We start from the raw sequence: 14,209 nt of genomic DNA, 5'->3' as shown, positions 1-14,209 counted from the left end.
ACAACGCATGAAGCGAATGGCCGGACTTTCCGCACTTGCCTTGATTATCTCCAGCACCAGCGGCTGCGGATGGATCTGGGGGCCGGAAGGTTACTTCCGCGACCGTGGTAGCGATTACCTGCAAGCGCAACAGACTGCACCGATGCAATTGCCACAAGACGTCAACATCGCCAAGCGCCTGGATCCGCTGCTGCCGATCCCGCGCAACGTCGCCGACGACACCGCCAAGGGCGAATACATCGTCCCGCGTCCACAGCCGCTGTCGGCCGTGGCCGATGCCAGCGACTACACCTTGCAGAAGAGTGGCGATTCCAGCTGGGTCATGGGCCAGCATCCACCGGCCGAAGTCTGGCCCGTGGCGATCCAGTTCTTCCAGGACAACGGTTTCCGCCTGGACGAACAACGCCCGCAGACCGGCGAGTTCACCACCACCTGGCAGCGTGCTGACGAATTGTCCGCCGCCATGGGCAAGCGCCTGACCGCCGCCGGCGTCGCATCCGATGCCGAAACCCGCGTGCGGGTGCGCATCGAGCCGGGCGTGCAGCGCAACACCAGCGAAATCTACGTGGTCAGCGCCGAGCGTCCTGCCGGCAGCACCGCCGACGTGGCCTTCACCAACCGTTCGGTCAACACCGGCCTCGACGCTGCACTGGTAGACGACATGCTTGCCAGCATGAGCCGTACTGCACAGCAGGGCGGTTCCGTCTCGATGCTGGCTTCCCGGGACTACGACACGCCGAGCCGCGTCAGCCTGACCGAAGACGGCAGCGGTAACCCGGTGCTCAACGTCGGTTCCGACCTGGACCGTGCCTGGGCGAGCGTCGGCCGTGCGCTGGAGCAGGGTGAGTGGCGGGTTGAAGACATCAACCGCAGCCTGGGCCTGTACTACATCAACCTCGCCGAAAAGGCCGAGAAGAAAGACGAGAAGCCTGGCTTCTTCAGTGGCCTGTTCGGCAGCAAGCCGGACAAGGAAGAAGTTGAAGCCCGCGCCGAGCGTTATCAGGTTCGCCTGAGCAAGGTGGGCGACAACGTCCAGGTCACCGTCGAGAAGAACATCAACACCGTGGCGCCGGCTGAAGTGGCGCGCAAAGTGTTGGGCGTGATTCAGGACAACCTGGGCTGATCCGATGCGTTTTGCCGTTCTCGGCAGCGGTAGCCAAGGGAACGGCACGCTGATAGCCAGCGCCGGTACGTACGTGCTGGTCGATTGTGGTTTCTCCCTGCGGGAAACCGAGAAACGCCTGTTGCGCCTGGGTGTGCATCCGGCGCAACTGAGCGCGATACTCGTGACCCACGAACATGCCGACCACGTGCATGGCGTGGGTTTGCTGTCTCGGCGCTACAATCTGCCGGTGTATTTGAGCCGTGGAACCTTCGGCGGCCTGCGCAAGCCCATCGAGCCGGCGGGTTTTGTCGCCGGTGGCGAGCAATTGCGTATCGGTTGCCTGGACATCAACGTGGTCAGCGTGGCGCATGACGCCCGTGAGCCGACGCAGTATGTGTTCAGTGACGGAGAGCGGCGTTTCGGCTTGCTGACCGACCTGGGTTCGTATTGCGACAGGGTGATGGACAGTTACCGGGACCTCGATGCCTTGATGATCGAGTCCAACCACTGCCGCGACATGCTGGCGCGCGGGTACTACCCGTACTTCCTCAAGCAGCGGGTCGGCGGGGAACACGGACATTTGAACAACCACCAGGCGGCGTACCTGGTGGCCGAGTTGGGCTGGCAAGGCCTGCAACACCTGGTCCTGGCCCATCTGAGCAGCAAGAACAACCTGCCGCAGCTGGCCCGGCAATGTTTTGTCGACACCCTCGGGTGCGACCCGGACTGGCTGCAACTGGCCGATCAAGATTCAGGGCTCGACTGGCGACATATCGCCTAGCCCACTACTTAGCAAGCGGAGCCCATCATGGAAAAACGTGAAGAACTCTACCGCGGCAAAGCCAAGTCGGTTTACAAGACCGATGACGCCGACCGCTTGATCCTGCTGTTTCGCAACGACACCTCGGCGTTCGACGGCAAGCGCATCGAACAGCTGGACCGCAAAGGCATGGTGAACAACAAGTTCAACGCCTTCATCATGCAGAAACTCGAAGCCGCCGGCGTGCCGACCCAGTTCGACAAGCTGCTGGGCGACAACGAGTGCCTGGTCAAGAAACTGGACATGATCCCGGTCGAATGCGTCGTGCGTAACTACGCTGCCGGCAGCCTGGTCAAGCGCCTGGGTGTGGAAGAGGGCATGAAACTCAACCCCTACACCTTCGAACTGTTCCTGAAGGACGACGCCAAGGGCGATCCGTTCATCAACGAATCCCACGTCGTGGCCTTCGGCTGGGGCACCGCCGAGCAACTGGTTCGCATGAAGGAGTTGTCCCTCAAGGTCAACGACGTGCTGAGCAAGCTGTTCGACGACGCCGGCCTGCTGCTGGTGGACTTCAAGCTTGAATTCGGCGTATTCAGCGACGGCTCCATCGTCCTGGGTGACGAATTCAGCCCGGACGGCTGCCGCCTCTGGGACAAGGCCACCAAGAAGAAGATGGACAAGGACCGCTTCCGCCAGGGCCTCGGTGACGTCATCGAAGCCTATGAAGAAGTCGCCCAGCGCCTGGGTGTGCCGCTGTAATCGACGCAAGCATCTGATAGCACGGAAAAAAATTCGCTCGGGGGTTCGCTTCCGGCGAATGTGCTGGTATGATGCGCGCCACTGGAGAGATGCCGGAGTGGCCGAACGGGACGGATTCGAAATCCGTTGTACTGGCGACAGTACCTAGGGTTCAAATCCCTATCTCTCCGCCATTATTGAATACGACTAAGCCCCTGAAATGGTTGAACATTTCAGGGGTTTTTTCGTTTTCGGGATTTGGATGATCTTGATGCGCATTGTTTTGCGCATCATTTTACGTATACTCAGGGTGCGCGCCTAAACAGCGTCGTTAACAAACAAATGAGGCAACCAGCGCATGAGTGCACTCCTAGACCGAGCTGAGCAGGCAGTCTCCGCAACAGCGATGGTTCGCAGCTTCAGTGCGAAATTGAAGGAAGTCACCAGTGGAGAGGTCACACACCTGGTGATTTTCAAAGACAACGAGCCGGCTGCGGTGTTGGTAGGTGTAGACGCCTATCAAGCCCTGCAGGATGAGCTTGAAGATCTGCGCGCCGAGCGCCTGGCCATCGAGCGTCTGACAACTCTAGACGAACAGAACACAGTGAGCCTCGAGGATATGGAGGCTTGCTTCAGGTAGGCAACAGCTAATGAAATGGAGTGTCCGGTTTCACCCCGATGTTGAACACGACCTGAAACAGCTGGGCAATGCCAAGGCAAGGCAGATCCTGAAGGTGATACGCGAGCGTATTTCAGAAGGAGAGCCAGATAAGATCGGTAAGGCCCTTCGTGGAGCGCTTGCCGGTTATCGTCGAATTCGGACGGGTGATGTACGCATCGTCTACCGCATCAACGGCACCGAAATTGTCTTGGTCCTGTGTGTAGGTGCAAGACGCGACGACGAAGTTTATGAAGTCGCCACCAGTCGAGTTTGACTAAGCTTTCATTTCGACATAATTGATAGAGCCAAGCCCCTGAAATGAACATTTCAGGGGCTTTTTCGTTTCTGGCGTTTGATTTTCAGGTGGTGATTTCGCTACAACGCCACGGACTTGGGACTAGCGCGGATCGACGTTATCCAACGCCCGATTCGCCAGCAGTTCGCTGAGCTTAATCACTTGCTGAATTCCCAGCGCCACATGTCGGCGTGATCCTTCAAGGTCGAATGCCAGGTCGTTGATCATGGCGTTGGCCGAGGCGAGGTTTTCGCTGAGGTTGGCGAGCAGGCTTTCAGTGTCGATGCCGTCGACGACCGTGAAGAGCTGGCCCGGTGCGGGTTCGCTTTTGGTGTCGGTATCCTTGGGTTTCAAGTAGAAATCCAGCGCGCGGTCGGTAGCTTCCTGGACTTTTTTCGGGTCGAGGCCGGTGGCGGTGGGGTTTGTTTCCGGAGGATTGGGTGTGACCTTGAACATGGTGAATCTCCTGAACCTGATTGAGCCACCATGACTTGTCGCTAAGCAAGTAAGGGTGGCGGCTGCACGCAGGTTAGCGAACCGGGGGTACAGGAGCCCGGCAGACCCGAAGATCTCCCGCGCACAGCCACCATTACAACCATTGCAGACATGAATACCTGCAACGAGATCAGGAGTGCTGATGCGTCCATACCCTTCGGGTCGCTAAACCCGATCACTGATGATCAGTGACGGGAACCAAGCTACCGGTGCAGGCCAAGGCGCACAAGCGGGCGGATTCTGGCTTAGTTGTAGGCAAAGGCGCAAGGTTACGTAGCCTCGTTCCATGGGCCTGATGTTTCTGGGTATGTTTGGCTGCGGGCCCCACGTCAAACAGGCCAAGCCGCCTTAGAACACGAAGTCGCCAACAAGCCCAACATCAACCCGCCCGCTCTATCTGCTCCAGTATCTGGCTGTCGGTGATGTCCATGTCGTCCAGCAACAAAAACATTTTGCTCAGCACTTCGGCCATTTTCCTGTCGGTGTCGGCGAACGGCAGATAGAAGTCGGGGGCGCTGCCGCCAACCGGCACGATGCACAGGTAGTTGCCGGGTTCGATATGGATGGCTGCGCTGCCCAGATGAATGCGGTAGTTCGCTCGTTGGCCGGTAATGTGCAGAAAATGCCCCTCACATCTGACGTTTTGCAGTCCCAACCCCTCGATCAGTTCGCCGACCAGTTCGGTGCGTCGCTGCAGGGTTTCGTGACTGGTGCTGTAGCCGTCCGCGGCGTGGGCCACGGAAACCAGCAGGTCGGCATCACGCATGACTTCCGAAAACAGCAGGGGCGGTACCTGTTCCAGCGGCAGGGCTTTCTGGTCGCGGTGGAACGCTATCGTATCGAAGGTGAAGTGTTCGGTTTCAGACAGGTAATGACCGGTCTCCAGAAAGTTGAAGGTGGCGTAGATGCCGTGCTCCTTGCTCTCGTAATAGATGTCCTCGACGCTTGAGGTCGACCAGTTGCGCACCTGCAGCAACCGGGCGGCGACTTTGCCTTTCAGGCGGTGGCCGGCAAATCGATTGGACCACAAGCGCGTATCCCGCTCGGCGGGTGTCAGCAAGTACAGTTCGCGAAAGGCCTGCTTGAACGGCTGCACGCGGCGATGGCTGACGACTTCTTTCTGCCAGGCCGACAGTTGTCCTGCCGTGAACAGATGATAAGGGTGAGCAATGCGCAGGTTCTGTTCGATGGCGTATTGGCGGCCTTCAAGGTCGGTCACCGTCAGCCTTGCGCTGTCGAGCCAGCCCAGCGCAGCATCATCGGCTTGTACGATCAGTTGCTCCAGCAGCAGGCGGACTGCGGGCATTTTCAACAGGGTCTTCAGAACATCCAGGACCAGGGTCTCGCCGCTGCTCATCATTGCTTCCAGGGTGCGGCAGAAGCGGGCGATCTGTTCCTGGAGTTGGGTCTGCTGGGTTTTGAGGGCGACGAAGTCTGCGTGTTTGCGAATCGCCGGCGGTGCGGTCTTGAGCGTCTTTGCGCCTTTGCAGATGCGTAACGTGGGCGACAGGCCGTCGATCACCACCGTGACGTCATAGCCATCGATGGTGGCGGCCGTCAGGGCGGATTCGGCGATCTCCGATTCCATCGCCCATTCCAGGCGAATCGCCGAGGGATAACCGGCAACACGCGCCAGGTTTTCCAACCCTGCCTGCACCGCTGAGTGGGAGTTGGCCTGCCGTTGAGCACCGTACTTGCGCACCTCCTTGTGCAGTTTCTTCAGCGTCAGATAGCGCTGGCGTACGTCGTCCGGATGCGTGACGGGGAATACCCCATAGATGCGCATCGCCGACTGTGCATGGCGGGTCAACTTCTTTTCCAGTGCCGGTCGACCGATGCCCTGATAGGCGTCGAGCAGCACGCGCGTTTCGGGAAACGCCCAGTGCGACTGGGCGAGTGCGGCGAGGTATTCGCGCAAGTGCTGCGGGTCGGCCTCGGCCAGCGCCTTGTCCAGCAGGTAGCGGTCCACCACACCTACGGTTTCATCCAATGAATTGGGCAGGTCGCTGCCCCAGCCGGACCGAGGGGCGAGGGCGATGTTCAGGTACTCACGCTGAAAGGCTTGCAGGTCATGCCAGCCGAGCGCGTCGAGTATCACTCGGCTGGCCTGCCCGGCGTAGGGCAGGGCAGTCAGCAGGGTATTTCTTGAAAAGCCGGTCAGCGCCGCGAGCAGCTCCGGCGATGCGTCCCCGGGCAATTCCTGGAGCAATAGGAAACGTTCGAGCACGGCGGCGGTATTGCCAAAGCTGTCATAGAAGGTGTCAGGGGTCATGCCCAGTCGTTCGATAACCGCCAGTGCCTGCAGCATCCAGCGGGTCTGATAGACCTCTACCGAACGAAAGGTGTCAGCCAGCTTCGCGGCATTGTCGGGTAATCCGGCCAGGGCATCTTCGACATAACGAACGGTGAAGTTCGCCAGTTCAGGTGGCACCTCGGCCGGTTCTTCAAATAGGGGATCTTCACCCTGAAGTTGCTCTGCCTCGAGTCCCTCGTCGTCAGGGGCTTCGTCATCCGGAGCGTCCTCGTCGAACGCTTCATCGGCGTACCGACTCAGGTCTATGTCATCGCTGGCAAGCCCGGTGTCGTCCGTGTAGAACATCATGGCGCGACCCCAGGTATTGGCCGCCCGGACGAAGCGAGGGTAATCGAGCCGGCCAGCCTCCATCAGGGCCAAAGCAATGCGCTCGATGTCCTTGTGCACGTAGAGAAACGCGTCAGCGACTTTCCGTTGCTCTTCATCAGGCGGGGAAGGGGGCTGCACACGGTTCCAGCTGCCGTCCAGCAACCATTCGGCAAAGGTCTGCCAGGCGGGAGTGGGCGGGTAGTTGCTCAGGCGGTTGATGCACGTCGGCACATCGGGGAAGGCCCAGGCGTGTTCTGGACGTCTGCGGTAATAGGCAGGGCTGTCGTCCTCCGTGGGCAGTGGATAGTCGCTGTCCTCGAAAGCAAATTGCAGCATATGCTGCAATCGCGCACCGATCTGCTCCAGTGCGTAGGCATCGGGGTGAGCCGTGATCCACGCATCGCAGAGGCGGTACTGTAAGCCGTAGCGCTGTTGGTCGCGGCGGTCTTCCAGGTCTTCCCAGACGGTCGGAAACACAAAACCGTCAGCCAATGCCCGGGTGCCTTCCTGTGGATGCTGTCTGACCCAGTCATCGGCAACGCGCAGGAAGTCGAAGCCATCCCAGAAATCGAGCTCGAATAGCTCATCGCAGCTGAATTCGGGATAGGTATCCAGCGCTCTGTCACAAAAAGCTTTCAGTGCAGCGAGGCGTCTGGCTTGGTCGGGTACGGGACGGCGTGATTGCATGAGGAGGTCCGAAGAAATGAACGACAGGCATCAACCGCCCATCAGCGGCATCAGGCGGATAAACGCAAGCGTGGAAGGGGGGCTTAGATCGATGAGGTCATCCAGGCTCTGCAGCATGACGCCATTGTGCAACACGCGGAATGCGCGGGTTTCAAAGCCCTTCAAGGCTCGCTCGATCTCGGCGTCGACATCCAGTCTGGGAGCTTCGCTGGCCTGCGGCATGACGATTGCGCCTTCACTGGCTTGCCGACGGATGTCCCGCTCGCTCAGGTACTGGCGATCAAGCACCTCGCGCATGGACGCCTGTTCGAGCCAGTGCTGGACCGACAGCGCGGCGATCTGTTCAGCAACTGTTAGGCGAATAAGCTCGGCGACCGTGAGGGTCGGTGAGGTCGGTGTCACGGTGACAGGGGGAAGCAAAGGCTCCTGACGTGCGCCTTTCAGGCAATAGCTATGAACCACCAACTCCATAACGTACTCCTCGCAAGCAGGCCAGTTGGGCGCAAGGCAGCTTAGCAAGCTTGCGGCCAGTGTGCCTGATGCGCGTTACGGTTTTGCCAAACCGTACGCATCGCCTGGAAACTTCTCCAAGGCGTCTAGCTTGCCGTAGTAGCGGCCCGAGACCCTCAGATCCAGACGTCGTTGACCGCTGTTCGCTCGTTGGTTTCTTCGCCGGTGTTGAGAACGCCGCGCGGCTCGATCAGCAGCAGTTTCACCTCCTGTGCAGCGCTGGGCTTGTGCTCGATGCCCTTTTTGACCACATACATCTCGCCGGCGCCGATCAACACCGCGCCGTCGCGAAAGTCGAGGCGAAGCTCGCCTTCCAGGACAATGAATGTTTCGTCCGTATCGGCGTGGCTGTGCCAGACGAAGTCACCTTCCAGCCTGACGATCTTGAATTGGTAGTCGTTCATTTCGGCCACGACTTTCGGCGCCCACTGGTCCTGGAACAAGGCGTATTTCTGAGCGAAGTTGATGGGGAAATAGTGAGTCATCATGACGGCGGGCTCGTGCTGTGAGGAGTGGTAGGCGCAACCCTACTGCTCGGGCCGGAAGCGGTATTGCACGATTGTGCAGCTTTTTCGGCGCCCGACATTCACCTTCACCGAAGCATGTTCATCCAGCGTGCCGGTGAAATGCCGAAGGCCTGGGTGTGCAGCCGGGTCATGTGACTCTGGTCGAAAAAACCACAGGCCAGGGCGGCTTCGCTCAATGGCATGCCGTGGAAGGCCAGGCGACGGGCTTCGTTCAAGCGACGCTGGGTGATGTAGCGGTAGGGGCTGGTGCCGTACAGCGCACGAAAGTCCCGGGACAGGCTCCATCGATCCCGGCCGCTGGCCTGCACCAGGTCGTCCAGGGTGATCACCTGGTCAAGGGCATCATGAATGAACAGCCGTGCCCGCTCCGCTGCCGGGTAGTCGAGCAACCGACGTCCACGTCTGTTACCTGCGGCGCTATCGAGGGCCTGGGCGATATCGTAGATGGCGTCCTCTTCCTCCAGTGGATCGAGGGGCTGATCCAGGCTGCTCAAAAGTCGGCGGGTCGCGGCGTTAAGGCGCGGGTCACCGGTCAAGCCACCCTCAATGAAGGGCAACGGTTTACCGCCAAGCACTTGCTGGATCATCGAGGGCTCGATGTAGAACATCCGGTAACGAAAACCGTCGCTCGTGCCCGCTTCGCCATCATGGACCTCGTCCGGGTGCAGGACGATGGTACCGCCGGGCTTGCTGTGGCGCTTGCTGTGCCGGTAGTTGAAGCTCTGGACGCCGGACAGCGTGACGCCGATGGCGTAAGTGTCATGCCGATGGGCGTTGTAGCCATGACCGCTGAAATAGGCCTCGATGCGCTCCATGTTTCGTGCCCCGGGAGCACGCATCAGCCAATCGCGACGGTGGGTGGTTTGCGTCATGGAGACCGGCCTCTCGCTGTTGTTTGCACACGATACCTCCCTGTTATGCCTTGCCACAGTAAAAAAGCCTGTTCAGGTTGAGGCTGCCCGGGTGCCGAGCAGCCTCTCAGGCGAAACAGCACGACGCGGGTCAGATCTCCTTTACGGGTGTCTCGCCCTGGGCGTTCTTGATCAGCCCGATGACGTGCAGGCAGTCAGCCTTGTTCACATAGGATTCGCCGCTGGCGATCGTTTCATGGTTGCCGGCTCGCAGGCGCCAGCGCCATTGGCCTTTTCCGGTACCACGGGTGCCGCGGGTCTGTCGGTAGATTTCAAAATACATCGATTCGCTCCCTGCGATTATTCAGTCAAGACATGTGTTGCACATGTGGCTCAAAGCCTAGCCAAGCCGATGGTTTTGGCCATGGAAAAATCATTTCCAATGGTTATCGGATATCACCGGCGCGGGTTTGAAACGGTCGCTCGACCATTGGCGGGGAACCGGTCACCTTGCGGCCCGTTGGTCCGGGTCAAGTTCCGGTTTCATCCTTGCGTTGCCTTGTCCGGTCCTGCTTAATACGGTTCGACGCGGACGTCCTCAAAGGCGTCAGGGGCCCGCAACACCAATAAGAAAAAGAGCCATCCAGTGACTGAATATCCAGAAACGGATTTGCAAGGTCGTCTAGCGCTTTCGCTTGTTATCCCGGTTTACAACGAAGCCCAGAGCATCGACCTGTTCATCGCCAGGATCGATCAGGTCTTTGCCCATGAATCACGGGTGGGCCTGGAACTGGTGTTCGTCAATGACGGCAGCGTTGACGACACCCTGGCGTTGCTGCTGGAAAGGCAGAAGAGCGACCCACGCATCCGCATCGTCGACCTGAGTCGCAACTTCGGCAAGGAAGCGGCGCTGAGTGCGGGCCTGCAAGCCGCTCGCGGCCAGGCCGTGGTGCCGATCGATGTCGACTTGCAGGACCCTCCCGAAGTCATCCTCGAGATGATCGCCCACTGGCGCAACGGCGCCGAGGTAGTGCTGGGGCACCGGGTCAACCGCGACTCCGATTCCTGGGCCAAGCAGGTTTCGGCCAACAGCTTCTACCGACTGCACAATAAAATCGCCGACCACAAGCTGCCGGAGAACGTTGGTGACTTCCGCTTGATGGATCGCTGCGTGGTCGATGCCCTGCAGACACTGCCCGAATCCCGACGGTTCATGAAAGGCCTGTTTGCCTGGGTAGGCTTTCGCACTACTTATGTGGATTACGTCAGGCCCGAGCGCGCGGCCGGCGAAAGCAAGTTCAACGGCTGGCGGCTGTGGAATTTTGCCCTGGAAGGCATCACCAGTTTCAGCACCGAGCCGCTGCGCGTCTGGACATACCTGGGGCTGTGCGTCTCGCTGGTGTCTTTTGCCTTTGCGGTGTTCATCATCCTGCGAACGCTGATTTCCGGGATCGACCTGCCGGGTTATGCCTCGCTGATGGTGGCGGTGACGTTCCTGGGCGGTTTGCAACTGATCGGCATCGGCGTGCTGGGTGAGTACCTGGGCCGCACCTATATCGAATCCAAGCGTCGTCCGGTTTTCCTGGTGCGGCGCATCTATGACGCTAAGGACTGAACCGTGGATCTCAAGGAAACCGACATCCTGGGGCCCGACATCGGGCAGCATTGGTATTACCGCTCCAAGGCGCTCGCCATGCGTCACCTGCTCAAGGGCACATCGGCTCACACATTGCTGGACGTGGGCGCCGGGTCGGGCTTTTTCTCCCATCACCTGTTGACCCACACCGGGACGGCCCAGGCGTGGTGCGTGGACATCAGTTACCCGGACGACTCCGACGCCCTCACAGCCGGCAAGCCCGTTCATTATCGGCGGGCCATCGACACGCTGGACGCCGACCTGGTGCTGCTGATGGATGTGCTGGAGCACGTCGATGATGACGTCGGGCTGCTCAAGGCCTATGTCGATAAAGTGCCGTCTGGCAGCCGCTTCCTGATCACTGTGCCGGCGTTCCAGTTTCTCTGGAGCGGTCATGACGACTTTCTCGAGCACAAGCGCCGCTACACCCTCAAACAGCTGGAAAGTGTCGTGGCGCAGGCGGGTTTGCAAGTCCAGCAGGGGGCCTATTATTTCGGCCTGGTGTTCCCGATTGCTGCCGGCCTGCGCCTGTTGCAACGCAACACTCGCGGCGAGGCCGCCAAGTCTCAGCTTTCCCGGCATCATCCGCTGATCAACGGTGTATTGAAGGCCTTGTGCAGCCTGGAGCGGCCATTCATGGGCGCCAACCGTGTCGCCGGCCTGACGGTGTTTTGCCTGGCACAGAAGCCGTGACCTGGAGGCACTCGCCGTTGTTGCGACGCGCCCTGCGCTTTGCCATGACGGGCCTGTTCGTCACCGGGATACACGTGGCCGCCGCCGTGGCGTTCATGCATCTGGTGCTGGCGAACCCGCCACTGGCCAATGGCTTTGCCTTTGTGGTTGCCACATTCGTTTCCTACCTGATCAACACGCTGTGGAGTTTTTCCAGCCAGTTGCAGGGCCGCACCCTCGTCCGTTTCGTGGTGGTGTCGATTGGCGGGTTCTGGTTGGCGATGCTGGTGGCCTGGGTGGCCCAGCAGGTCGGCCTGGATTACCTGGCGGGCATCGCGGCGGTGGCCCTGGTCATCCCGCTGTTTACCTTCATCCTGCATAATTTCTGGACGTATCGATGACCGTTCGTGGTGTGCGTTATCCGGTTTTCCTGTTGCCCGTGCTGTTGGGCGTGCTGGCTTTTTTCCTGGTGATTGGCCCTCGGGTGTTGGACCCGACGAACATCGCCTGGCTGGGGGAGGGCGACGCGGCAACCCACTACATGGGCTGGGCATTTTTCCGCCACTCACCCTGGACGTTTCCGCTGGGGATGAACCCGTCCTATGGGCTGGAGTTGGGCAACGGGATCATCTTTTCCGATTCCAACCCGCTGCTGGCGCTCATGTTCAAGCCTTTCAACGCCTGGCTCCCGGAGACGTTCCAGTACTTCGGTTTCTGGCTGCTGGCCTGCTTTGTCCTGCAAGCCTGGTTCGCCTGGAAATTGATGGGGCTGCTGTCGCCCTCGGTGTGGATCCGGCTGTTGGGAACCGGCCTGTTTGTGTTTTCACCGCCCATGTTTCTGCGGATGGGGGGGCACCTTTCGCTGTCCGGGCACTTCCTGATCCTGGCGGCCTTGTACCTGGGGTTGCGGCCTGGCCTGGAGAAGCGCCGGCTGGCCTGGGGGGCGTTATTGGCCGCGACGGCGCTGGTGCATGCCTATCTGTTGGCCATGGTGGCATTGATCTGGCTGGCGGACCTTGCCGACCGAAGCCGTAAGGGCTGTTTGCCCAGGCGCAGTGCCTGGATCGAGCTGATCGGTGTGTTTCTGCTGGTCGCGTTCTGCTGTTGGCAGGCCGGTTATTTCAGTGTGGGCGGCGGGACCGTGGCGGGGGGTTATGGCTTGTATCGCCTGAATGTCATGTCGCTGGTGAACCCCAGCGGCTGGTCGCACATCTTGCGGGACATGCCTCAAGGGCCGGGAGACTACGAAGGTTTCAACTACCTGGGATTGGGCGTGTTGATGTTGGCGATCTGCGCCGGCGTGGCATGGCTGCAAGGCAACACCGGTTTCACGAAAACCGTGCGCCACAGGCGGTGGTTGCTACTGGCGTTGATCGGGCTGACGCTGTTTTCGCTGACCAATTCCCCAGGCATCGGCATGGTAAATCTGCATTATTGGTTGCCGGGACCCCTGGAGAAGGCCGCGAACGTCTTTCGCGCGGCCGGACGGATGTTCTGGCCGGTGTTCTATATCCTCGTGTTTACCATCATCTTTCTGGTCGTCCGGGGCAACAAACCGCGAACTGTCGGGTGTTTGTTGGTCATGGCCCTGTTTGTCCAGATCCTGGACACCCGCGCTGGATGGGCGGGTCTGCGCATGAGCCGGATGGTGCCCGTCGCCTCAAGTTGGCCCACACCGATGAAGGACCCGTTCTGGGCCAGCGCGGCCAATCATTATTCGAAAGTCCGCGCATTGATGCCCGGGAATCAGCCGGACAACTGGCTCCTGACCAGCCAATACGCGCTGAATCACCGCTTGAAAACCGATAGCGTGTACCTGGGACGAATGGGTACCCGTGAGATCGAACGGGCCCAACAGCATGCTGATCAGATGCTTGCCACCGGCCAATATGAAGCGGACTCGTTGTACATCCTCGACAGCCGCGCCACGCTCCAGGCGGCCAAAACCATCAATCGCCAGACCGACCTGTTGTCCCGCATCGATGGCTTCGTGGTGCTGGCGCCGGGCTGGAAGTCTTGCGCCCAATGCCGACCGGTCGAAGACGAAAACCTCGACGTGCAGGTCAAGGCAGGCGAACGCCAGGTCTTCAACCGCCCCAATGCCATGTTGGTCAGTGGCTGGGGACGTGTCGAGGATTGGGGCATTTGGTCCGAAGGCACGGAGGCTGAGATGGTGCTGCGTGTGCCGACAGAGGCCCGATCCATCACCATCGAAGCGGCAGCATTTGTGCAGACGGTGCACCCGAGCCAGCGGGTCGAGGTTTCGATCAATGGTATTGCGGCGTTGTCGACCCAGTTCAATCGCCTGCAGGACAACACCCTTGAACTGCCCCTGACACCAACCGTTCGGAAAGCGATGGGTGCTGATGGGCAGGTGCGCGTGCATTTCCATTTGCCCGATGCCGTCAGCCCGAAAGCGCTGGGGTTGGGAGGAGACGAGCGAGTCATGGGCCTGGGGCTGAAATCCCTGATGGTGAAGTGATCGCCTTCAGCTTGTGTGGGGCTTGCTCGCGAAGGCAGTCTCACATCCAACCTCATGCAAGCTGAGCCACCGCCATCGCGAGCAGGCTCGCTCCCACATGTGGAGTGAGGTACCGCCGGGAGAGATGGGCGGGCTGTGAGGCAGCCTTCGCGAGCAAGCCCGCT

Annotated in this window: 15 protein-coding genes and 1 tRNA gene; 10 read left to right on the top strand and 6 right to left on the bottom strand. The window is 60.0% G+C overall.

The genetic code is table 11. The features are described 5' to 3' along the window. Window positions 1–7: 7 nt before the first annotated feature. The 6 genes from bamC (at window position 8) to J7E36_RS17330 (ending at window position 3,541) form a co-directional block, all read left to right on the top strand. On the top strand, window positions 8–1,123 hold the full coding sequence (gene bamC / locus J7E36_RS17355) for an outer membrane protein assembly factor BamC (protein ID WP_215005279.1): 1,116 nt from the start codon (window positions 8–10) through the stop codon (window positions 1,121–1,123). Between the two features lie 4 nt (window positions 1,124–1,127). Next, window positions 1,128–1,886 carry an MBL fold metallo-hydrolase gene (locus J7E36_RS17350; RefSeq protein ID WP_215005276.1) on the top strand — a complete coding sequence of 253 codons (759 nt, stop codon included), beginning with the start codon at window positions 1,128–1,130 and terminating at the stop codon, window positions 1,884–1,886. 27 nt (window positions 1,887–1,913) lie between these two features. Next, window positions 1,914–2,627 carry a phosphoribosylaminoimidazolesuccinocarboxamide synthase gene (gene purC, locus J7E36_RS17345; protein ID WP_215005273.1) on the top strand — a complete coding sequence of 238 codons (714 nt, stop codon included), beginning with the start codon at window positions 1,914–1,916 and terminating at the stop codon, window positions 2,625–2,627. A gap of 83 nt (window positions 2,628–2,710) precedes the next feature. Continuing rightward, window positions 2,711–2,800 (top strand) — tRNA-Ser (locus J7E36_RS17340). 212 nt (window positions 2,801–3,012) lie between these two features. Then, entirely contained in the window at window positions 3,013–3,246 is a 234-nt protein-coding gene (locus J7E36_RS17335; RefSeq protein ID WP_215005343.1) for a type II toxin-antitoxin system Phd/YefM family antitoxin, read from the top strand. Between the two features lie 10 nt (window positions 3,247–3,256). Continuing rightward, window positions 3,257–3,541 (top strand): type II toxin-antitoxin system RelE family toxin, encoded by a 285-nt coding sequence (locus tag J7E36_RS17330; protein ID WP_215005271.1) that lies wholly within the window; start codon window positions 3,257–3,259, stop codon window positions 3,539–3,541. A 123-nt stretch (window positions 3,542–3,664) separates the two neighbouring features. On the opposite strand, the gene J7E36_RS17325 is transcribed toward J7E36_RS17330, so the two are convergent. The 6 genes from J7E36_RS17325 to J7E36_RS17300 all read right to left on the bottom strand — a co-directional run bounded on the left by J7E36_RS17325 (window position 3,665) and on the right by J7E36_RS17300 (window position 9,598). Beyond that, the gene (locus J7E36_RS17325) at window positions 3,665–4,018 is read right to left on the bottom strand and encodes a DUF6124 family protein (protein ID WP_215005268.1); all 354 of its coding nucleotides are present in this window, start codon (window positions 4,016–4,018) and stop codon (window positions 3,665–3,667) included. A gap of 418 nt (window positions 4,019–4,436) precedes the next feature. Then, window positions 4,437–7,367, bottom strand: coding sequence for a DUF4132 domain-containing protein (locus J7E36_RS17320; RefSeq protein WP_215005264.1), 2,931 nt, complete (start codon window positions 7,365–7,367; stop codon window positions 4,437–4,439). A gap of 30 nt (window positions 7,368–7,397) precedes the next feature. Further along, window positions 7,398–7,838 (bottom strand): hypothetical protein, encoded by a 441-nt coding sequence (locus tag J7E36_RS17315; protein ID WP_215005262.1) that lies wholly within the window; start codon window positions 7,836–7,838, stop codon window positions 7,398–7,400. Window positions 7,839–7,993: 155 nt separating this feature from the next. Then, window positions 7,994–8,362, bottom strand: coding sequence for a cupin domain-containing protein (locus J7E36_RS17310; RefSeq protein WP_215005340.1), 369 nt, complete (start codon window positions 8,360–8,362; stop codon window positions 7,994–7,996). 107 nt (window positions 8,363–8,469) lie between these two features. Then, the gene (locus J7E36_RS17305) at window positions 8,470–9,276 is read right to left on the bottom strand and encodes an AraC family transcriptional regulator (RefSeq protein ID WP_215005259.1); all 807 of its coding nucleotides are present in this window, start codon (window positions 9,274–9,276) and stop codon (window positions 8,470–8,472) included. 130 nt (window positions 9,277–9,406) lie between these two features. Further along, complete coding sequence (locus J7E36_RS17300; RefSeq protein WP_215005256.1) at window positions 9,407–9,598, bottom strand: YegP family protein; 192 nt, start codon at window positions 9,596–9,598, stop codon at window positions 9,407–9,409. A 303-nt stretch (window positions 9,599–9,901) separates the two neighbouring features. On the opposite strand from J7E36_RS17300, the gene J7E36_RS17295 reads away from it, so the two are divergent. The 4 genes from J7E36_RS17295 to J7E36_RS17280 are packed head-to-tail and all read left to right on the top strand — an operon-like array spanning window position 9,902 to window position 14,045. After that, window positions 9,902–10,870, top strand: a complete 969-nt coding sequence (locus J7E36_RS17295; protein ID WP_215005254.1) for a glycosyltransferase family 2 protein — start codon at window positions 9,902–9,904, stop codon at window positions 10,868–10,870. Between the two features lie 3 nt (window positions 10,871–10,873). Continuing rightward, on the top strand, window positions 10,874–11,584 hold the full coding sequence (locus tag J7E36_RS17290; RefSeq protein ID WP_215005251.1) for a class I SAM-dependent methyltransferase: 711 nt from the start codon (window positions 10,874–10,876) through the stop codon (window positions 11,582–11,584). 44 nt (window positions 11,585–11,628) lie between these two features. Then, a complete protein-coding gene (locus J7E36_RS17285) occupies window positions 11,629–11,964 on the top strand; it encodes a GtrA family protein (protein ID WP_215005337.1) in 336 nt (111 codons plus the stop codon). Then, window positions 11,961–14,045, top strand: a complete 2,085-nt coding sequence (locus tag J7E36_RS17280; RefSeq protein ID WP_215005248.1) for a DUF6311 domain-containing protein — start codon at window positions 11,961–11,963, stop codon at window positions 14,043–14,045. The genes J7E36_RS17285 and J7E36_RS17280 overlap by 4 nt, the downstream gene beginning before the upstream one ends. Window positions 14,046–14,209: the final 164 nt, after the last annotated feature.

The sequence above is a fragment of the Pseudomonas fluorescens genome (assembly GCF_018614775.1).
GTDB classification, from domain to species: Bacteria; Pseudomonadota; Gammaproteobacteria; order Pseudomonadales; family Pseudomonadaceae; genus Aquipseudomonas; species Aquipseudomonas fluorescens_BY.
The sequence above is the reverse complement of the archived record's forward strand: the minus strand, read 5'-3'. Positions and strand labels throughout refer to the sequence as shown.